Origin of the sequence: Paenibacillus sp. KS-LC4 (assembly GCF_036894955.1) — a bacterium.
GTDB lineage: Bacteria > Bacillota > Bacilli > Paenibacillales > Paenibacillaceae > Pristimantibacillus.
This window is the reverse complement of record NZ_CP145905.1, coordinates 2,937,225-2,958,931: the sequence shown is the minus strand read 5'-3', so window position 1 is coordinate 2,958,931 and position 21,707 is coordinate 2,937,225. Positions and strand designations below refer to the sequence as shown.

Genomic DNA, 21,707 nt, shown 5'->3' with positions numbered 1-21,707 from the left:
CGTGATTCCTCCCTAGCTTTGATGCTTTAACTTTAGCGCCTGAGAGCAGGAGAGCCAATTCACGATACACTTGTTCTAATGGACTATATTCTGATTTCGTGAACCGCCCATTGAACCGACTTCCGCGCCAGCTCTTCACCTCCGTCTAGGCAGCTGCATACAATGCTGGAAAAACTGCGATTTCAGAAAGGCAGGCCGATCATGAGCACAGAATATGTAGACCTCGCTTCACCCGCATTAAATTTGTTTTACGATGTTAATTGCGCCCCCTTGTTCCATAAGGACTCCTGCAACTACTTAAACCAATTAACGGCACAGCAATTGCCGGTGCTAAAAAGCACGTCGTTTTTTGATGCGCATATGACCAAAAATCATATCGTTGAGCCGCATTGGCATCCCAATACGACGGAGCTTGTATTCGTCACGCATGGTGAAATTGTCGTTTCGATTTTAAATCCTTTTACGAAGCAGCTGCTTACTTATCGGTTATGCGACCATCAAGCCGTATACATTCCAATGGGCTGGTGGCACTGGATTATTGCGTGCAGCGAGCATACGCATTTTATTACGATTTTTGATGACCGCTGTCCACAAACGGTATTCGGCTCTGACGTGCTGCGTCTTACACCAAAGGAGGTGTTCCAGCTCGCCTATTGTGTCGATGCAAGGCAGCTTGCCCATGTACTGTCGCCGATTCAAAATACGACCATTATCGGACCGGCATGCGTCAATGCCCAAGCTGGCGCAAGCGGATATGGCGGCTACAGTAACGAAGCGGCGCAAGGCGTACAATGGCGAATTGGCAACCCGCCGCCGCAGGCATTGGATGAGGAGCAAGAGCAAGGACAGTATTTGCAAAGGTAATATATCCTTTTCTATATTTTAAAAGGCACGCCAGCTTACACCTTTGACAGGTGGAGCTGGCGTGCCTTTCGAATTGTAATATAGCTTCAAAATAAGAAAAGCTTGTAACTGTTCCGTGTTTTTGTATAATTTAAGGGAAAAGCTGCCCATTAATCCGAACTTGTTTATAAAATACAGGAAAGGCTATAATTTCCCCATCCTTTCTCTATGTTTCTACGCGAAACGGCAGCTTTGCCGCCAGAGGACGGCTTTCGGCCGTTTACGCTTAATACTATTCATTGTGAAATGGAGTTCTTTATATGTTAATTGCATCTGAACGATTATGGATTCGTCTATTTGAACGAGAGGATTGGAGAGCAGTGCTTGCGTACACATCCGATCCCGCTGTCATGAATTACATACCCGGAGGCGTGCAAACAGAAGAAGACGCCAAGCAGTTCGTTATCCATAATATCGGCGACAAGGCGCAAAATTACGCTGTACGATTGAAAAACGGCGGGTCGCTTATTGGACATATTGTGTTTCATAAGTATTTTGGCGATCACACCTATGAAATCGGCTGGGTATTCAGCCCGCATTATCGCAATCAGGGCTATGCCACGGAAGCTGCACGCTCGATGTTGAAATATGGCTTTGAGGAGCTGCGGCTTCACCGCATTATTGCCACCTGCCAACCCGAAAACACTCCCTCCTATCGGGTGATGGAGAAAATCGGGATGCGTCGGGAGGGCTTTTTCAAAAAGTGCATTCCTAGTGGCGCCCACGATTGGTGGGACGAATATTATTACGCCATCCTGCAAGAAGAATGGCTAACCCTCACTTGCTAATCAACAGCGACAGCAGCCCCGCTGCAATTAGCGGACCGACTGGAACGCCTTTGAAAAAAGCAACTCCGATAATGGTGCCGATAATTAGACCGGTCACGATCGTCGGCTGGCTGGACATGAGATGGAAGCCGCGCCCGCCCAAATAAGCAACCATCACTCCGACGACGATGGCCGCTAGCGATTTCCAATGGAGAAACGATTCATAGACGGATTTCATACTGATCGTTCCGCTCGCCAGCGGCGCGAGAATGCCAATTGTCAATATGATGATGCCCAAAGTGAGGCCGTGCTTCTCAATCCACGGGAAAGCCTGATGTACGTTCGTTACCCGGAGAAGCAGCAGAAATACGGCGGCGATGGTGATGGAGTTATTTTTGCTCAATATGCCCAGCAGCGCGAAAAAAAGCAGCAGGACAGACGGCGTGTCGATTTGCGGCATTTGCTAAAATCTCCTATCTCTTAATTAGCAAGCTTTTGTCATTTATTAGTATTTGCTACTTATCCGAAAAATTAACGTCTTCTATTGCGCCGCTTGATCCATTCCATTAGCTCCATACAGCCGATAAACAATGCAAATAAAATAAACAACGGAATCGTTTTTCCGTAATCCATTAGTTTGAACAGCGGAGCGACAACCGCTGTCGTCCCTACAACAACTAGTCCCAGCACCGAAAGGCGCCATCCCGTAAACATAAACCAGCTTCCTCCCAATCCTTATCGCAAAATGACCAAAGAGCCTGCCCGCGGCAAGCTCTCTCGTTTTCTACGGCTATGCAGCTAGCCTTGAACAATTGCAACGGCCAGAATGACCCAACCGATCAAAAAACACAGTCCGCCTAGCGGAGTAATCGCGCCAAGCTTCTTCACGCCGCTGAGGCTAAGAGCGTAAAGGCTGCCGCTGAACAAAATAATGCCCGCAAATAAAAACCAGCCTGCGGTTACAACGAGCCCGCTCGTAAGTATACCGCCTGCTAAAACACCAGCAAGCAGCAAGCCCAGCGCATGGGCAATTTGGTATTGCACCCCCGTCTGATAAATAGCCAGCATGTCGGCGGAAAGCTTCTTCTTCAAGGCATGCGCGCCAAAAGCGCCAAGCATAACCGCTAAAAACATATTGATGCTGCCGAGCAGCAATAAAATCGTCATTTCGTCCTCCTGCATCTTCCCATTATTCGCAATAGCTTTGTCCATTGTAGCATGATTATAATGAACAACCTAGATCAAATATTTATCGCTGGCGACATGCAAGGCCATGTATAGGCAAGCTGCTCAAAGCCTCGTTTCGCCAAAATCGGGCGACTCATAGGACTCGCATCCACGGTCATCAAACGAAAGCCTGCCTGCCAGGCAGCCTGTGCACGCACAGCCAGCAACGCTGTATAAAATCCTTTGCCGCGGTATTCCGCAAGCGTAGATCCGCCCCAAATGCTTGCAAACGAAGTTCCCTCGTGTAAGTACATCCAGGCAGCACTGACCATTTTGTCTCCCTCATAAGCGGCATAGATGCGCAGCCCAATTTGCTCATCCTGTAAATCCTGCTTCAGTCGCTCCCCATGCTCGATGTGGGAAACTCCCCATACCGCTTCTTCCAGCGCTACTAATGCATCAATGCCTGCCGCATCTGTCACAGGGCGAATAGCTGGTGAAATTTCACACTGGAGCAGCTCATGCCCTTCCGCAAGCTGAATAACCATCATCGCCTCTTCTTCGCCGATGTCGAAGCCATGTGCCAGCAAGCGCTCCTTGAGATTGAGAGGCTTGTCATCGCTGTACACCTTCCACTCAAACGATTGCCCAAGCTTGCGGAAATAAGCAAGCTGCGCCTCAATGGCTTCATCAACATTATCCTCGTTCAAATCGGTATATAGAACGAAGCCGCCTTCGCCGTCATTTTCGAGCGCGATTTGCCGAATAATATCGCCGTCCATCTCGCGGCGATATCCAGGAAACACTATATCCATCCGCTGCTCCTTCGTAAATAGCGCTACCAGTTGTTCTCTGTTCATCTCAAGCTCCCTTCTATTGCTCTATATTCAACCTATCCTTATCCACCAAAGTCAAAGAAATCATGCTTTATATATATCGTCTTGCGTCCTTTTCCTTCTCGGCCCAGACGAATGTTGAACGATTCTGTTTTGGCCAGCGCCGCATATTGCGGCTCACTGATGGCCCTTGGAATGGCGCTGCGGATAAGTTGGGCTGCAAACTGGTGGAACAAAACCAACTCGCCCCGCATCATGTTCTCAACATCGCCGCCCAATATTTTTCCCTTATATGCTTTACGCTGCTCATTTAAATTCGTCATCAGCTCTGGTACGAACTGATACAGCCAGGCGGTATTATAATTTTCCGTGTAAGGCTCCGTATCTTCATACCCCTGCTCGCCATAGGCCACTACCCGATAGCCAAATAATTCTACCGTACTTGGGGATGGCTGCAAGCTGTATTCAATGATGCTAATGGCTCCGATCCGCCCCTCCTGCTGCCTGACATAGAGCCGATTACACAGCTGGCGAAAAGAAGATAAAAACAGCTCGATCAGCTGTTCCTGATGGTGTTGGTAATAACGATTTTCCTGAAAAACCGTTTGTTCAAGAGCTGGTATAAAGCAATTTTTATAGAAGTGCTTTAACGCCCGTACTTTTCGGATATCCTTCCGCTCTCGCCGTCTGCACGGCTCTTCCCGTTCAAAGCCTGTCAGCCTGATCCATTGGAAAGCTGCCTCCCCGGCATCTCTGCTGCTGTGGCCTGTATCGCCCAAAGCCTTCCCTCCTCCAACCTTTTTCCCACGCGCACAAGTATTTGCTCTATATATGTACACGGCGCAGCCCGTTTTTAATAACATCGCATCGACCTTTTTAATTATATCGGTGGGAAATGTTGGATTGTTAAGAGGATATTTCAACAGATTCCAAGAAACCTTATGTGCCGAAAAAAATCTAACAGCTGCCGAAACGGTTAATTTTTCTCGCTTGATGCCTGCATATGATTATTAATTCGCAGCATTAGTGAAATCATCAGCTCATATTCCGCTGCGGAAATGACCTTCTTGACTTCATCGTTCACCGACTCATTTATGGCAATCGTTTCATTAATAAGCTGCTGGCCTTTATCTGTAATATATACTACAAAGCTGCGGCGATCCTGTACGCCAGGCCGCTTGTAAATCAGCTGCTCCTTCTCCAAATAGTCAATGATTCGGGTAACGGTGGGATTTTCCTTGCTCGTCCGCAACGCAATTTCCTTCTGGATCAAGCCCTCCGACTTGCTTATTTGAAGAAGCACTGACCACTGCTCAGGCGTAATCGCATATTCCCTTAATTGTTGTTGAAAAAAATTAGTAAGCTTGCGATAGGTCATTCCCATCGTAAAGCCAATGGATTGCTCAAGTCCCTGATAGGGCATAAACCTGTCCTCCCAATCTAAAATAACTCCAGCTGCTCTACCGCTGGCGGCTCCGGCTCATTGCGCACAAAATATGGCCCTTCCCCATCCGGACAGTTCAGTTCGAGCAGGTCCATCAGTTCTTTGGCATTATCAGCCGCATCCCCGCCAGAGTTATTGTTAAAAATAATGCAAATATGCTTGCTCTGCTGCTGCAGCTCCTTAATATGGTCTGCCCATTCTCGCAGCTCCGTACTGTTATAGCGGTATAAATAGCGAACCTCGCGCCAATTCGGCGCTCCGCTCTGGTTCCAGCCCGATACATTTCGGCCATGCAGCCTAACGAGCGTCAGCTCCTGATCAGTCGCATGCAGCACAGTTGGCACTGAGCCAACGCCTGCTTGCGGCTCATCACAAACACTGTGTATCCAGCCCTCGCGCTCCATAAACGCCAGCGTCTTCGCACGAAACTCCGGCATAAACCAGCTCTGATGACGGAACTCCAGCGCGCAGCGAATGCTGCCCATTCTGAGCTTTGTTTCGCGAAGCAGCCGGACATTATCCTGCGTGCAATCAAACCACGGTGGATATTGGAAAAGCACGGCGGTCAGTCGCCCAGCCTCGATAACTGGCTCAATGGACTCGCGAAAAGCAGCGAACATTTGCCCGGTGTCGTTTAAGGCCGCCGATGCTGCCGCTTCACCGCGCTGATGCCCGGTCATGCCTTGATAGGCTTTTATCATAAAATGGAGCGAGCTTGGCGTTTCAGCCACCCATTTGGCAAATCGTTCTCGAGATTGAATCGCATAGAAGGAGCTGTCCACTTCAACGACGGGAAAATATGTTGCATATTTGCCCAGCCTGTCCTTCGCCTTTGTACCGGGAATATACAGCGAATCATGGTCGCCCCAGCCTGTAAGTCCGATTTGAACAGCCATCATTCGGCTCCTTTCGTATGTCATTGGCATGTTATAGGTCTGTTGAAGATGTCTTTTTTATGATAAAGCAACTACAGTTGCTTTGACAACTTTTGCACGTACTCACGAGATAATGGGCTGCGCAATGCCCTTCCTTTATCTTCATTCAGATCTCCATAACAAAGAGAAACCCCAACTGTCTTGAGACAAGACGCAGGGTTTCTCGTCAATCTGAAGGACTGATTACTCAGGCCTCCTTTTGGTAAAAAGAATACTTCCCGCTAAGCAGATAGGTTTCAGGAATAAACCGACTGCTTAACAAGGAGCATTTCCTGAGTCGGATTAACCTTTTTTACGGGTTACCTTTAAACAGTAAAATGTTCAAGTATAGATTTTATAAGCAAGGCGTTGGTTGAAGCATAATCTCTTTCTAGCATCTGCTCATGCTTGCCGCTTCCTAAATAAATTCGCAGCTGTCCTGTTGTTAAATGGCTCCAGGATGTCCTTCTCCATTCCTCTTCTCCCACAACATCTGCTGATTGGATCAGATGAATTTCAGCATGAACTTCCCCAGTAGTTTTACTTCCATCAATCCATGCTGTGTAAGCCAGGATGTTTTGTTTAACTTTTTCTGCCGTCTCCCCGGGAACATGGCGAATGAACATCGCAATCTCTTCTTTTAACGTCTCCAGATACGCCTCTTGCTGCATATTAGTGGAAGACGTTTCTCTCGGATAGGCGTCAAGCATAAGGATACCCGCTACTTTACGACCCTGTTCCTCCAGTCGCTTGGCTACTTCAAATGCAAGGTTGCCCCCAGCAGAGTAGCCCAGCAAATGAATAGGACCGTGAGGCTGCAATTTTTGGACATATTGTGCAAAATATTCCGCTGCATCATCGCAAACGATGAAATCATAGGCATATATAGACGCCGTTTCCTGCAACGATTGTGCCATCATCGTGAACACTTGCCCATAGCCTACGATTGGCGGGAAGCAATGCAAAGTTAAACCGTCTCCTTTGCTGCTGTTCCACACAGATACCCCTGTACGTTGCTGCTCTGTCAGCTCATCAAGGTTGTTTTGGCTTTCCAGTTGCTCGGCAAGCTCCATAACCGTCGGGTAAGTGAAGGCGGTGCTAAACGATATTTCCACACCCAGCCTGCTGCGAGCTTCTCCAATCATATGAATCAGCTTCAACGAATGTCCGCCTGCATCGAAGAAATTATCGTGAATACCAATCTGTTCTATGCCCAGAACCTCTTGCCAGATGTCAGCAAGCGCTCGTTCCAGCGGATTCCTTGGCGCAGTGTAAGTGGCTTGAAGCGGCTCATTTTGCTGCAAAAGAGATAAACGTCTGCGATCGACTTTACCATTAGCTGTTAACGGCAATTTATCCAGTTGCACGAAGCGGCTTGGAATCATATACGCTGGGAGCTTCTGCAATAATGCTCTCCGCAGCTCCCCGGCCGTAAGCTCGCTATCCGCTACATAATAGGCATATAGCTGCTTTTCTTTCGCGTCGTTTTCGCAAGCGATGGCCGCAGCTTCCTGCACCGCCTCTACTTTCATCAATTGCGCCTCTACTTCGCCGAGCTCAATACGGAAGCCGCGTATTTTTACTTGGTCATCTGCGCGGCCTAAATATTCCAAATTTCCGTTTGACAGCATTTTGGCTAAATCCCCTGTTCGGTACATCCGCTTTCCAGTAATGAATGGATGGTCAACGAACTTCTCAGCGGTCAATTCGGGACGACGGAAGTACCCTCGTGCGACGCCATCTCCAACGATGTACATTTCTCCCGGTACCCCAATCGGCACTTGCTTACGCTCCGCATCCAGCAAATAAATGCCGACATTCGCAGCCGGTACCCCAATGGGAACGGAGCCGCTCGTATCGGTTTTTGGTTCGTAACGATAAATCATACAGCCGACAACGGTTTCAGTTGGTCCATATTCATTGAATATCGTAATAGCTCCGCCAAACTTGTCATGGATGCTTCTCGCTATATCCGCGCCAAGATTGTCACCTCCGACAATTAGCTTACGAATATTGGAGCCGGCCCTTATATTCATTTCTTTGATTATACTTAAATGGGCTGGTGTCAGTTTAATAATGTTGACTTGATTGTCTGTTACGATCTGCTCGATTATTAGCGCCTTGTCTTCTCCGCTGTAGATGCGAATAAGGTTGCCAGTAAGCAGCGGCGTGAATATGGAAGTTACCGTCAGGTCGAAGGAAATGGATGAGTACAGCGGAAAATCAAGCTTTTCCCCAGCGATATATACCTCTTGTGCCCACCACAAGTAATTCGTTAGTCCTTGGTGGGTAATCATCGCGCCCTTCGGATTTCCTGTCGTTCCCGACGTGTAGATCACATAAGCAAGATCGTGCGCGCCAGATAACGGCTCCAGGTTCGGCTCTTCCTCGCTAAAGCTCTCCGGATCATTCAGATTGATAAGCTTTCCTTCAAAAGGTACGCGATTTAGCAAATGCTGCTGCACTAGCAGCACCTCTGAGCCAGCGTCCTCCAGCATGTAACGGATACGCTCTTCAGGATACTCCGGATCTATTGGCACGTAAGCCCCGCCAGCTTTCAGCACGGCCAGTATGCCTATAATCATTTCCACGGATCGATCAGCCAGAATGCCAATCAAATGATCCGGTTGCACCCCGGATGCTCGCAGCGTCCTTGCCAAGCGATTGGAACGAGCGTTTAGCTCGCCATACGTCACTTGCTCTTCATTATGAACGACGGCTACCGCTTCCGGCGTTTTTTCTGCCTGCTGCTCAAACAATTGGTAGACCGTTTTTTCGCTTGGATATTCCGCTGCTGTCGCATTGAATACCGCGAGCTGTGTGTGCTCCTCCACTGTTAGAATCTCTAACGATGCTAGACTTGCATACGGATTTGCCGTAACCGATTCAATTAGCTTCTCGAATTGCTTCGCCATCCGGAGCACCGTCTCGCGCTTGAATAAGCCAGAAGCATATTCGATGCTGCACGAGACACCATTTTCCATTTCCTCTAGCTGGAAGGTTAAATCAAACTTCGCCGCGATATGCTCATTTGCATATGGCTGAATCTGCAAGCCTTGCATTTGCAAATCTCTTTGCTCCATATTTTGCAAAACAAACATCGTATCAAAAATTGGGTTGCGGCTCATATCCCTGCTGACCTGCACCTTCTCCACCAGTTCCTCAAATGGGTAGCCTTGATGCTCGTAAGCGCCTAGCATCGCTTCCTTGATTTCTTCCAGGTACGAAATAAATGTTTTCTCGCGCGCCGGATAGCTGCGGATCGCCAATGTGCCTACAAACATGCCCACCAACGACTGGAGGTCGCCATGTGTTCTGCCCGCAATTGGTGTACCGACCACAATATCCTCCTGCCCCGAATATTTATGCAGTAAGGTTTTGTATATCGCCAGCAAGATCATATAAAGCGTTGATCCGCTTTCGGCCGCTATGCGCCGCAAACCTTCAATCTGCTCAGCGCCAAGCATAAATGAAAGCTCTTCACCCTGGAAGCTTTGCACCGCAGGCCGCACATAATCCGTTGGCATTTCCAGAATCGGAATATCCCCGCTAAATACATCTAGCCAGTACCCTTCCGCCTGAAGTCGGCGCTTCTTCTGCTCCGATGACTGCTCCCATGCCGCATAGTCTTTGTATTGATTGCGCAGTGGGGGCAGTTCCTCCCCGGCATACATGCGTGCGAATTCATCTACCAAAATGCCCATCGAAATACCATCGGAAATAATATGGTGCATATCAAGTACGAACAGATGGCGCTCAGATGAAAGCTCGATGAGTCCAGCACGCAAGAGCGGCGGCTGCTCCAGATCAAAGGTGCGAATGAAGCGCCGCATGACTTCAGCTGCTTCCTCTTCACTTGCCTGGATATATTCCACAGCAAAGCGTACTTCATGATGCACACGCTGCACCGATTCTCCTTGCTCCATATGGAAGCTCGTCCGCAGCGTCTCGTGCCTTGCAATTAGCTTGTGCAGTGCGGCCTCGAACAGCTTTCGATCCAGCGTTCCTTCCAGCAGCATAGCTCTCGGCAAATTGTAGCTCAGCCCTGTCCCTTCTAGCTGGTGCAAAATATACAGTCTCTTCTGAGCTGAGGAGACGGCATAATACTCTCTTTCCTCGATAGGCTCGATAGTCTGGAACGCTTGCCGCTCCATGTCTGCAATGGCTTTGGCAAGCAGCTCGATGGTCGGGAATCTGAAAATGTGTCTCAACGGCACGTTCAAATGCATTTCTTTATGCAGACGGCTCACCATTGCCGTTGCCCGCAATGATTGACCGCCAATCTCAAAGAAGTTGTCGTACACCCCTACCCGTTCAAGACCGAGAACATCTTGCCAAATGCGGGAAAGATGCGCTTCGATGTGCGTACGCGGCGCTGCATATTCGACCGCAGTCGAAATAATTCCTTCTGGCGCTGGCAGCGCCTTGCGGTCGATTTTGCCGTTTGGCGTCAGCGGCATGCGATCGAGCTGGACAAAGTACGTTGGAATCATGTACCCAGGTAGTTGCTCGGCTAAGTGCCTTCTCAGCTCACCGGCAGCCAGCTCCCGATTGGCTACAACATACGCACAAAGCTGCTGTACTGCGCTGCTATCGGCTTTTGCGACCACAGCCACTTCACGCACAGAAGCCATTCGGCCAAGCTGTGCCTCTATCTCCCCAAGCTCGATCCGGTACCCGCGAATTTTCACCTGACTGTCCATACGCCCTACGTATTCAAGCGTACCGTCTGGCAACCAACGTGCAAGATCACCCGTCCGATACATTTTTTGCCCAGGTACAAAAGGATTATCAACAAATTTCTCCGCCGTCAAATCCGGTTGATTCAAATAACCACGTGCCACACCGTCTCCAGCCGCATACAACTCTCCAATTGCACCCTGCGGCAGCAACATGCCTAATGAATCGAGCACATATACTTGCGTATTTCCGATAGGCCGCCCGATTGGAATCAAGGCACGCTCCATATCCTCCAAACGGATCGTATGGCAGCTTGTAAATGTCGTATTTTCCGTCGGACCATACCCATTAATCAAACGCAATTTCGGATATTGTTCCATTGCCTTCTTTACATGCGCTCTGGATACTACATCGCCTCCAACGAGCAATTGGCTGATTCCTGCCAATCCTTCAAGCTTGTGCTCAACCATAACCGTGAACCATCCTGACGTGAACCATGCAATTGTAACCTGATGTCTTCGGATCGCTTGTGTCCAATCTTCAAGCGACAAAGTGACAGGAGGCAGAAGCGCCAATACCGCTCCATTCAGCAAGCTGCCCCAAATCTCAAACGTCGCGGCATCGAATGAAATCGTTGATCCCTGCAAGAAAACGTCATTTTCGCAAATGTCCACATAGCTCGCATCTGTCACAAGTCGAACAACCCCGCGATGCGTGACGCATACTCCTTTGGGAGTCCCTGTCGAGCCGGAAGTATAGTTGACGTACGCCATTTGAGTTGATGCAGTGGCCGATGCCAGATTTGAACCATCGTTGTCATAAGCCTGCTCAGCATCAAGCAGTACAACCACCGCATCCGAAAACATAGGAGCTTGCAAATGGCTCTGGATCAGTACAGTCCGCACATTTGCATCCTGCATCATGTAGCGAATGCGCTCCTCCGGATACTCCGGATCAATAGGCAGGTAAGCCCCTCCAGCTTTAAGAATCGCCAATATGCCGACAATCATCTCAAAAGATCGCTCTGCCACAATGGCTACCAGTTGTTCAGCCTCAAGTCCTGCCTTCTGGAGCGTCCGTGCCAACCGATTGGCCTTATCGTTTAACTCGCCATAAGACCATTGCGAATTTTCAAATAAAATCGCTGTTGCATGCGGTCTTCGTTCCGCCTGATTTTCAAACAGTTGATGAATAGCTAGCTCTCGCGGATACGCTGCCGTTGTATCGTTAAACACGTCTATCAGCCGTGTGCGTTCCTCATCCGACATGATTTGCAGCATCGCAAGGGTTGCCTGAGGACGGGCGATCATCTCATCAATCAAGCGGACAAAATTCCCCGCAATTCGCTGTATAGTTTCCGGCTTATACAATGCGGTTGCGTACTCCAAGCTGAAAGCCAACCCATCCTCACTTTCTATTGCCTGAAGGGTTAAGTCAAATTTCGCTGTCCTTTGTGCGCTAGCATACGGCTTCATTTGGAGCCCATCCAGTTCAAACTGCCTGCTTTCCGTATTTTGCAGGACAAACATCGTATCAAACACGGCATTTCGGCTTAAATCACGCTTAACTTGCAAATTCTCAAGCAATTCTTCAAATGGATATTGCTGATGCTCATACGCGTTAAGCAACGTCTCCTTGACCTCATTCAAGTAAGCCGATAACGCCTTCCCGCCCTCTGGATAGCTGCGAATGGCCAACGTGCCAACGAACATACCGATCTGCTCTTGCAAGTCGCTGTGCGTTCTGCCCGCAACAGGCGTACCGACGATGATGTCTTCTTGCCCGGAGTATTTATGCAGCAAAATCGTATACGCTGCGAGCAGCACCATATACAGCGTTGCTCCATGCTGAGCCGCAAGCTCATGCAGCGCATCCCTCTGCTGCGAATCGAGCTCGAAGTCCAATACAGCGCCTTCGGACTGTCTCACCGCAGGACGTGCGGCGTCTGTCGGCAGCTCCAGTACAGGCAATTCTCCATCCATGGCTTTCAGCCAGTAGGCTTCATGCTCCTTCATTTGTGCTTTATTGGCCTCCGACTGCTGCCAAACCGCATAATCCTTGTATTGTATCCGCAGCTCAGGCAGCTTCTCCTCCCGGTATAAACGGGCGAATTCCTCCTCCAAAATATCCATCGACGCCCCATCGGAAATGATGTGATGCATATCCAGCAGCAGCACATAGCGCTCCTTCGCCCATTCGATTAATTCTACCCGCAGCAGCGGCGCCTCGCTGAGGTCGAACGGCTGCACGAAGTCGCGCACACGGCCTTCGACCTCCTCCTTGCTGGCCTCTACATAGGCGATCTCAAAGTCAACTGCTTCCCTTACCCGCTGCATCGGTTCGCCCTGCACCAGCTCAAATTCGGTACGCAGCGTTTCATGCCGCGCAATTAGCTCCCGGAACGCGGCTTCAAAACGCGCTCGGTTCAGCTCGCCTTCCAGCATCAGCATCCCCGGCATATTGTAGCTTTTCCCCGCCTCTTCAAGCTGCTGTAAAAGGTACATCCGTTTTTGCGCCGAGGATAGTGGATAATAGGCTCTCGCTTCCACACGAGGAATCGCCGCATACGCCTTCTGTTCCCGTACGCGAATCACCGCTGCCAGCTCTTCAACGGTCGGATAGAGAAATACGTCTCTTAATGGCACCTCCGTCTCCAATGCCTGATGCAGACGCGAGACGAGCGTCATCGCCCGGAGCGAATGGCCGCCAAGCGCAAAGAAGTTGTCGCGAATGCCGACGCGCTCAAGCCCCAGCACCTCTTCCCACAGCCGCGTGATTTCCGCTTCCACTGGTGTCCGCGGCGCCACATACGCCGCTTCGCTCTGCCCCCCGGCTTCCGGCTTCGGCAGTGCCTTGCGATCCAGCTTCCCGTTAGGCGTGAGCGGCATCTCCGGCAGGGCTATGATGTGCGTAGGCAGCATGTACGAGGGAAGTCCCTCGGCCAGCCTGCTTCGCATCTCCTTCACTCCCAGCTCGCTGCTGCCCGTCACGGTCACATACGCCCACAATTCCGCGGCATCCGTCTCCCGTTCTCCAGCGTTCACCGTCACCACCGCTTCTTTTATCCCTTCGATGTGCAGCAGATGCGCTTCCACCTCACCCAGCTCGATCCGGTAACCCCGTATCTTCACCTGATGATCCATCCGCCCCATATGCTCCAGTCGACCATCCGGCAGCCATCTCGCTAAATCGCCAGTCCGGTACATCCGCTCGCCTGGGATAATCGGATGCGCCACAAACCGCTCCTTCGTCAGCTCCTCGCGTGCCCAGTATCCTCGGGCTACACCGGCTCCTCCGATGCACAGCTCGCCCACCGCTCCAATCGGCTGCACCTGCAGCGCCTCGTTCAGCACATACACCTGCGTATTCCCCAGCGGACGGCCGATGCTTATTTTCCCGCCTTCTCCCGCCTCGCTCAGCGGTTCAAATGTCGACCAGACCGTCGTTTCCGTCGGGCCGTACATATTGTAAAGCTCCGCCTCCGTTTGACTGCGCAATTGCCTTTCCAGCGGCGCTGGGAAGGGCTCCCCGCCAATCAGCAGCGCCTGCATATGGCGCAGCGCCGCTGCACTCCGCGCATCCGCCAGCAGCATCACGAGCCGCGACGGCGTCGTCTGCATCATCTCGGCCGGATGCTTCATCAGCAGCGCTGCCAGATGTGCGGGGTCCTGCTGCTCCGCCTCGCTCGCCAGCAGAACCTGCATCCCGCAGCTCAGCGGTACCCAGCTTTCGGTCACGAAGATGTCGAAGGACACCGTCGTCACGCTGAGCATCGTTGTAGCTGGCGTAAAGGGCAGAGCTTCCACCATTCCCGTTATAAAGTTGACCACGTTCCGATGCTCGACTACCACGCCTTTCGGCGTGCCCGTCGTCCCCGAGGTATAGATGACATACGCGCTGCCTTCAGTACGGCTCTCCACCTCCGGTGATGCCGAGGCATAAGCTTTCAGTTCTTCCCTTGCGGCGAACCTCACCGGCGAAGCCTGCTGTGCATATAAGGCCTTTTGCTGTGCATCAGCGTCCTGCTCCTTCTGCTGCCCATCTGAAGCCTTCTGCTGTTCGGCAGCATCCTGCTCCTCCAGACACAGCACGTGACGCAGCGGAGTTTCTACCCAGCCTGTCACCGTTTCTCGTTGGGCTTCTTCGCTTAAAAGAATGCGGATTCCCGCATCTCGAACCATCCCTTCGAGGCGGCCGCCTGGCAGCGCCGGATCTAGCGGCACATAGGCCGCGCCCGCTTTCATAATCCCCAGCAGGCCCGCAATTAGCCAAGGCGAACGGGACAGCAGCACACCGACCCGGTCTTCGGTGCTCAACCCATGTGCGCGCAGCCAGCCCGCGATGCGGTTGGCTTGCCCCTCCAGCTCGCCGTATGTCCACACCGCCAGGCCACTGACCAGCGCCGGATCATCCGGCGTTCGCGCTGCCTGCTGCTCGAACAGCCCATGCACCGTCGCGTTCGCTGGAAGCTCCAGCTCCGTCGCGTTAAAGTCCACCAGCAGCTGCTCCCGCTGACTTGCCGTCAGCAGCTCCAACTGCGTGACCGGCACGTTCGGCTGGCTTACGATCTGCTCCAACAGTTGCAGCCAATGACCCTGCACCCGCTCCATCGCTTCCTGTTCATACACCTGTCCGTTATAGTCGAAATGTACGACCAGCTCTTCTCCAGGCTGAATCATCACATTCAGGTCATAATTCGTTTGTTCGTCCGCCTGCACATCGGTAATAACGAGTCCGCTCGCATCCAGAGAGGTTTCCGAGCTTGTCGGCATCGGATAATTCTCGAACACGAGAATATGGTCAAATAGCTCTCTCGTTCCCGTGCAATGCGCTTGGATCTCATGCAGCGGATAGTAGCCATAGGCTTGGGCCGCCAGCGCATCCGCCTGCATCCGCCGCAGCACATCCGCCGCTGTATCCTCTCCCTCGCACACGACCCGGACGGGCAGCGTGTTGATGAACAGTCCGATCATGCTTTCCACGCCTGGCAGGTCAGCAGGTCGACCTGCTACCACCCCGCCAAACACCACATCCCGGCTGCCGCTGTAGCGATGCAGCAACAATCCCCATGCCGTTTGCAGCAGCGTGTTCATCGTTACGCCGTGCGCTTTCGCCGCTGCCGCGATTCGCTCGCTTTGCTCCCGTGCCACAACTCCGCTCACACGCCTCGCTTCATAGCCTAGCGTCTGGCGCTGCCGTTTCGGGAACACCGCCTGTGCTTCGCAGCCCGCCAGTCGTTCCTTCCAATAGCGCAGCGCCGACGCCTCGTCCTGCTCCGACAGCCAGCGAATATAGTCCCGGTACGCCGGGCCTTTTCGCTGCTCTTGCTCCTGCTGCGCCTCTTCACGAACCGACATGCTGTTCGCACTGTAGGCGCTGTAGGTGCGCAGCACTTCCTCCATAACTAGCGGCAAGCACCAGCCGTCCATCACAATATGATGGAAGCTCCACACCAGCTCGTGCGTCTGCTCCCCTGTGCGGAATAACGCCACCCGCATGAGGCTCTCCGCTTCCACATCAAAGCCTTGCCTCCGGTCCGCTGTCCGCCACTGCGCCACGCCAGCTTCTTGCTCCGTGGCGGGTTTCCGCGACAGATCGACATACGCGAGCTCAAACGCCCGGTCGCGATACACGACTTGCAGCGGCTCTTTTCTCCACCCGCTATCGATGCTCGTCCGCAGCACCGCATGCCGCTGAATAATCGTCTGCCAGCTTCGTTCAAACGCAGCCACATCCAATTCCCCTTGCAGCGTCAGCTGCATCTGGTTCACATAAGCTCCCGCTTGCGGCTCCAGACGGCTGTGGAACAACATGCCCTGCTGCATTGGCGTCAGCGCGTATACCTCCTCCAGCTCTCCGATGGCGGCGCTCCGCTGCACCAACGCATCCAGCTCTTCCTGCGTCAGCTCCGGCAGCCCCACATCGCTTGGCGTTAGCTCCGTTCGCTCCTGCGCCATACAATGCGCGATCACCGCCTCCAAGCTCTGCTTCAACCGCTCCGCGAACAGCTCCATCGTCGCTGGACGGTACTGCGCCGTGCTGTAGCTCATCGTTAGACGCAGCGCTCCACCCGCGATCATCCCGTTGCATTCCAGTAACGCCGCTCGTTGCCTTCTGCCGCTGATCGCCTCTCCCGCGGACAAGGGGGACAGCTGCAGCGCGCTGCGCTCCAAATCCTGATCAAACTGACCCAAATAATTGAAGGTTATGTCGGGGTCACACGACCAGTCCTCTCCTTCCACCTGCTCGGACCCATACCGCAGCAGGCCGTAGCCGACCCCTTTGTCCGGGATCGCTCGCAGCGTTTCCTTCACGCCCTTGATCTGCTGCGACAAGCTCATCTCTGGCTTCATCTCCAGCACTACCGGGTACGCGCTCGTGAACCACCCGACTGTTCGGCTGACATCCACATCCTTCAGGATCGTTTCCCGGCCATGTCCTTCCAGCATGATCCCTACACAACCCACACCGCTCCACGCCTGAACCGCCAGCGCCAGCGCCGTGAGCAGCAAATCATTGATCTCCGTTCCGTAGGCTCGGTGCGCTTCCTTCAGCAGCTGCTGCGTCTGCACTTGCGACCACTCCACAGCCAGCGTTTGGCTGGTTGCTAGTGTTGAAGCTCCTAAAGCTTCTGAGGCTTCTGAGGCTTCTGAGGCTCCTAAAGCTTCATAGGATTCATAGGCTTCTGAAGCGACTACTTCGTAATCCTTAGGCAGCGGCGGAACCACCTTCTCTACGATCTGTTTCCAATACGCACGCTGCGCCTTCATGGCCGGACTTCCCGCATAAGCGCTCCATTGCTGCGCCCACGTCTGGAAGGCATCCGTTTTCTGCGGCAGCCGGATCTCTTCCCCTTGCAGCGCTTGCTCGTAAGCCGTCGCAAAATCCTCAAACAGAATGCGCCAGGATACCCCGTCCACGACCCAGTGATGAATGACGAGGAGCAAATGATCCCCATCCTCACACTGGAACAAGCCCAGCCGCATGAGCGGGCCGGTCGCTAACGAAAGGCTGCCTTGCAGCTTCGTGGCAGCGGCTTCGACCTTCTCTCTCCATCCGGGCTCTCCCCGGAAATCGAATACGTCCATCCCATAAAGCTCACCGTCCGCCACCTTTCGGTTCCAAGCGACATAGCTGCCGTCCTCGGCCTGCGTCAGCGTCATCCGCAGCGCGTCATGATGGGTGGCAAGGTGCTGCATCGCCACGCTCAGCGCTACGCGGTCAAACCGTTCTTCCTGATACAGCATGACCGCCTGATTGAAATGATGCAGGTCAACGGGATCACGTTCCACCAGCCAGCGCTGAATCGGCGTCAGCGGCACCGACCCGTGCACCTCTCCTTGTTTTGCCATGCGCGTTACCGCCGTCAAATGGAGGCTTAGCTGCGCCACCACCGGATAGCGGAATAACGTCTTCATTTCCAGCTTGTACCCGACCTGCAGCAATCGGGAAGCGACTTGAATCGCTTTGATCGAGTCGCCGCCCAAATCGAAGAATTGGTCATGGATGCTCACCTCAGGCACGCCAAGCACTTGCTGCCACACCGTCACCAGCGCGTGCTCCGTCGCCGTGCGAGGCGGAGCATACGGAAGGTGCGAGGCCTGAGCCTCTGGCATCGGTAGCGCCTGACGGTCCACCTTGCCGTTGGCCGTGAGCGGCAGGCTCTCCATCTGTACGAAGGAGCCCGGCACCATATACGCGGGCAAGGAAGCCGACAGCAAGCTGCGCAGCCCCGCCATCTCCAGCTCGCTGCCTACGACGTAGGCGCACAGCTGAAGGCTGCCCGCTGCATCCGGCAGCGCCTGCACGATGACCTCGCGAACCCCTGCCCCTCGCAGCAGCACCGCCTCAATCTCGCTCAGCTCGATTCGGTATCCGCGAATTTTCACCTGCTCATCCCTTCGTCCCACATAGGCCAAGGAGCCATCCGCCTGCCAGCGGACCATGTCTCCCGTACGGTACATTCGCTCCCCTGGCTCATACGGGTTCGACACAAATGCTTCCGCTGTCAAATCCGCTCGATCCCAATATCCTCGCGCTAGACCTACTCCGCTTATACATAGTTCACCTGGCACGCCAATTGGCTGGAGTTGCCCATCCGCTGCGAGTACATAGACCTTCGTTTTGCCAATCGTTTTGCCAAGTCCATGTTCCTGCCATACACCAGTGATAGGCATAGCGGTTGTAACAACGCTGTTTTCCGTCGGTCCGTACTCGCTAACAAACGCAATTTGAGGATAATTCAGTATTTTTCCAATGAGCGCCCTGCTGAGCTTCTCACCGCCAATCACCACACTGCGCACAGTTGCTAGTTGGGCTGGCTCCAACATATCCAGTAGAACAGCAAACATCCCTGTCGTAAATTGAACGTGCGTAATCGAATGCTCCACTAGCGCCTCCGCAATGGCTCCCGGATCTTTCAGTTCTTCATCTCGAATCAATACGACCGTCGCTCCTGTAATTAGAGGTGCGAAGAAGTGCGAGATGAAAGCATCAAACACATACGGACTGGCATGAAGTACTTTACCCTGATCAAAATGGTAGGTTGCAGCTTTCCATTGAAGTGTATGAACAATGCTGCGATGCTCCACCATAACGCCTTTAGGTTGGCCTGTCGTGCCGGATGTATAGATGACATAGGCTAAATTTTCGGGCTTTGCAGTGTTTAAAAGATTTTCAGACATCTCGGCATCGATGCGGGCGTCATCCAATAGCAATACGGGGCACGATGCTTCCTGCATAGAATCAGACAGTAGTAGCAAAGCACCGCTATTCTTCAGAAGAAACTGTTTACGTTCCACAGGTTCTTCCAAAGAAAGTGGCAGATAAACGGAGCCCGCCTTAAGAACCCCGAGCAAGGCGACGGCCATCTCTACGGAACGTCTGCACTGAACCGCAACAATACGTTCTGGTCCTGCACCGTAGCCCTGTAGCATTCTCGCAAGTCGATTTGCCCGTTCGTTCAGCTCTTGGTAGGTCAAGGCCTCATCCCCGCACACGACGGCAGTACGCTCCGGCGTCTTCGCCGCTTGCTCCTCAAACAGCGCATGCAGCGTCGATGACTGCTCAAGCAGCGCTTCTGCCCCTGTATCGTTAAAATGCACCAGCAGTTGCTCCCGCTGACTTGCTGTCAGCAAGTCCATGCTTCCCAGCTTGGTATGTGAATCGCGGGTCACTTGACGCAGCAGCTCTGTAAAATGACCCACCCAGCGCTCGATCGTGCCCTGCTCAAACAGCTTCACCGCGTATTCCAGCGTGCAACGCATTCCCTGCTCCTCTTCGCTTACCGACAGCGTCAAATCGAATTTTGCCGCCCCGCTTTCTATGGGGTACGGCGTCCATTGCAGATCCCCCAGCTCCAGCTCCGATTGCTCCGTGTTTTGCAGCACCAGCATCACATCAAATAGCGGATTGCGGCTCATATCCCGCTGCCTTACCACCTGCTCCACCAGCTCCTCGAACGGATAGTCCCCGTGTTCGAAGGCCCCTAGCGCCGTCTGCTTCACCTCCTGCAAGTAAGCGGAGAATGATTTTCCCCCTGACGGGCTTAGTCGCAGCGCCAGCGTGTTCACAAACATCCCCAGCATGCCTTGCAGGTCAGCATGCGAACGTCCCGCAATCGGCGTGCCCACGATCAGCTCCTCTTGGCCGCTTAATCGACCCAGCAGCGCACTGTACGCTGCCAGCAGCACCATATACAGCGTTGCTCCATTTGCCCGGGCCAGCTCCCGCAGCGCTGCTGACAACTCGCTGTCCAGCTCAAATTCTACGTGCGCTCCCTCGAAGCTGCGCACTGCCGCATGCGGATAATCCAGCGGCAGGCTCAGCACCGGCAGCTCCCCGGCGAACTGCTTCAGCCAGTAGCTCTCCAGCTCCCGATACGACGCACTTTCCCGGTAGCCTTGCTGCCACACTGCGTAATCTTTATACTGCAACCGCAGCGGCTTCAGCTCTTCTCCTCCATACAGCTTCGTAAACTCCTGAATAAAAATACTCATCGACGTACCGTCGGAAATAATATGATGCATATCGAACAGCAGTAAATGATTCGCTTCGCCCACACGCACTACCGTCGTCCGCAGCAGCGGCGCTTCGCTGAGGTCAAATGGACGAAGGAAGGTGCGAACGCGCTCCTGCGCTTCCTCCTCCGTCGCTTCCTCGTACGTTACCGAGAACGCGGTAGACGCCGCAATACGCTGCATCGGCTCTCCGTCCACTACAACGAACTCTGTCCGCAGCGATTCGTGGCGAGCCACCAGCGCTTGCAGTGCCCTTTCCAAACGCTCGCGATCCAGCGCTCCTGCCAGTCGCAGCGCGACTGGCATGTTGTAGCTAAGCTCCGCTCCCTCTAGCTGCTGTAAAATGTACAGCCGTTTTTGCGCCGAGGACAGCGGATAGGCCTCCTGAGCCTTCACAGGTACCAGCGCTTCAAATTCGCGCTCGTCGGCTACTTCCAAAGTTGCTGCCAGCTCTTCAACGGTCGGATAGAGAAACACCTCTCGTAATGGTACCTCCGTCTCCAATGCCTGATGCAGACGCGAGACGAGCGTCATCGCCCGGAGCGAATGGCCGCCAAGCGCAAAGAAGTTGTCGCGAATGCCGACGCGCTCAAGCCCCAGCACCTCTTCCCACAGCCGCGCGATTTCCGCTTCCACTGGTGTCCGCGGCGCCACATACGCCGCTTCGCTTTGCGCCCCGGCCTCCGGCTTCGGCAGCGCCTTGCGATCCAGCTTCCCGTTAGGCGTGAGCGGCATCTCCGGCAGGGCTATGATGTGCGTAGGCAGCATGTACGAGGGAAGTCCCTCGGCCAGCCTGCTTCGCATCTCCTTCACTCCCAGCTCGCTGCTGCCCGTCACGGTCACATACGCCCACAATTCCGCGGCATCCGTCTCCCGTTCTCCAGCGTTCACCGTCACCACCGCTTCTTTTATCCCTTCGATGTGCAGCAGATGCGCTTCCACCTCACCCAGCTCGATCCGGTAACCCCGTATCTTCA

General features: G+C 53.1%; 10 protein-coding genes (1 of these 10 only partly in view). 2 read left to right on the top strand and 8 right to left on the bottom strand.

Annotated elements, in window-relative coordinates:
• Positions 1 to 201 precede the first annotated feature (201 nt).
• Positions 202 to 864 (top strand): cupin domain-containing protein, encoded by a 663-nt coding sequence (locus tag V5J77_RS12610; protein WP_338556279.1) that lies wholly within the window; start codon positions 202 to 204, stop codon positions 862 to 864.
• A 299-nt stretch (positions 865 to 1,163) separates the two neighbouring features.
• Positions 1,164 to 1,691 (top strand): GNAT family N-acetyltransferase, encoded by a 528-nt coding sequence (locus V5J77_RS12605; RefSeq protein WP_338556277.1) that lies wholly within the window; start codon positions 1,164 to 1,166, stop codon positions 1,689 to 1,691.
• Here the strand turns inward: V5J77_RS12605 and V5J77_RS12600 are convergent.
• The 8 genes from V5J77_RS12600 to V5J77_RS12565 form a co-directional block, all read right to left on the bottom strand.
• Positions 1,681 to 2,130 (bottom strand): DUF441 domain-containing protein, encoded by a 450-nt coding sequence (locus tag V5J77_RS12600; RefSeq protein WP_338556275.1) that lies wholly within the window; start codon positions 2,128 to 2,130, stop codon positions 1,681 to 1,683. The two genes, V5J77_RS12605 and V5J77_RS12600, sit on opposite strands and share 11 nt — an antisense overlap.
• Positions 2,131 to 2,201: 71 nt before the next feature.
• Positions 2,202 to 2,384 (bottom strand): hypothetical protein, encoded by a 183-nt coding sequence (locus V5J77_RS12595; protein WP_338556273.1) that lies wholly within the window; start codon positions 2,382 to 2,384, stop codon positions 2,202 to 2,204.
• Positions 2,385 to 2,468: 84 nt separating this feature from the next.
• The gene (locus V5J77_RS12590) at positions 2,469 to 2,837 is read right to left on the bottom strand and encodes a DUF423 domain-containing protein (RefSeq protein ID WP_338556271.1); all 369 of its coding nucleotides are present in this window, start codon (positions 2,835 to 2,837) and stop codon (positions 2,469 to 2,471) included.
• Between the two features lie 74 nt (positions 2,838 to 2,911).
• The gene (locus V5J77_RS12585; RefSeq protein WP_338556269.1) at positions 2,912 to 3,697 is read right to left on the bottom strand and encodes an N-acetyltransferase; all 786 of its coding nucleotides are present in this window, start codon (positions 3,695 to 3,697) and stop codon (positions 2,912 to 2,914) included.
• Between the two features lie 38 nt (positions 3,698 to 3,735).
• On the bottom strand, positions 3,736 to 4,452 hold the full coding sequence (locus V5J77_RS12580; protein WP_338556267.1) for a hypothetical protein: 717 nt from the start codon (positions 4,450 to 4,452) through the stop codon (positions 3,736 to 3,738).
• A gap of 197 nt (positions 4,453 to 4,649) precedes the next feature.
• On the bottom strand, positions 4,650 to 5,096 hold the full coding sequence (locus V5J77_RS12575) for a MarR family transcriptional regulator (protein WP_338556265.1): 447 nt from the start codon (positions 5,094 to 5,096) through the stop codon (positions 4,650 to 4,652).
• Between the two features lie 17 nt (positions 5,097 to 5,113).
• Entirely contained in the window at positions 5,114 to 6,016 is a 903-nt protein-coding gene (locus V5J77_RS12570) for a DUF72 domain-containing protein (protein WP_338556263.1), read from the bottom strand.
• 341 nt (positions 6,017 to 6,357) lie between these two features.
• On the bottom strand, positions 6,358 to 21,707 hold the end of the coding sequence (locus V5J77_RS12565; protein ID WP_338556261.1) for a non-ribosomal peptide synthase/polyketide synthase. It continues 26,326 nt past the right edge of the window; only the last 15,350 of its 41,676 coding nucleotides appear in the window; the start codon falls outside the window, past its right edge — the gene reads right to left on this strand; its stop codon occupies positions 6,358 to 6,360.

What these genes read in the sequence shown, in the direction of transcription:
- V5J77_RS12585 (WP_338556269.1), bottom strand. Translation starts at nt 3,697, where the DNA reads ATGAACAGAGAACAACTGGTAGCGCTATTTACGAAGGAGCAGCGGATG.
- V5J77_RS12600 (WP_338556275.1), bottom strand. Translation starts at nt 2,130, where the DNA reads ATGCCGCAAATCGACACGCCGTCTGTCCTGCTGCTTTTTTTCGCGCTG.
- V5J77_RS12605 (WP_338556277.1), top strand. Translation starts at nt 1,164, where the DNA reads ATGTTAATTGCATCTGAACGATTATGGATTCGTCTATTTGAACGAGAG.
- V5J77_RS12575 (WP_338556265.1), bottom strand. Translation starts at nt 5,096, where the DNA reads ATGCCCTATCAGGGACTTGAGCAATCCATTGGCTTTACGATGGGAATG.
- V5J77_RS12590 (WP_338556271.1), bottom strand. Translation starts at nt 2,837, where the DNA reads ATGACGATTTTATTGCTGCTCGGCAGCATCAATATGTTTTTAGCGGTT.
- V5J77_RS12595 (WP_338556273.1), bottom strand. Translation starts at nt 2,384, where the DNA reads ATGTTTACGGGATGGCGCCTTTCGGTGCTGGGACTAGTTGTTGTAGGG.
- V5J77_RS12610 (WP_338556279.1), top strand. Translation starts at nt 202, where the DNA reads ATGAGCACAGAATATGTAGACCTCGCTTCACCCGCATTAAATTTGTTT.
- V5J77_RS12570 (WP_338556263.1), bottom strand. Translation starts at nt 6,016, where the DNA reads ATGATGGCTGTTCAAATCGGACTTACAGGCTGGGGCGACCATGATTCG.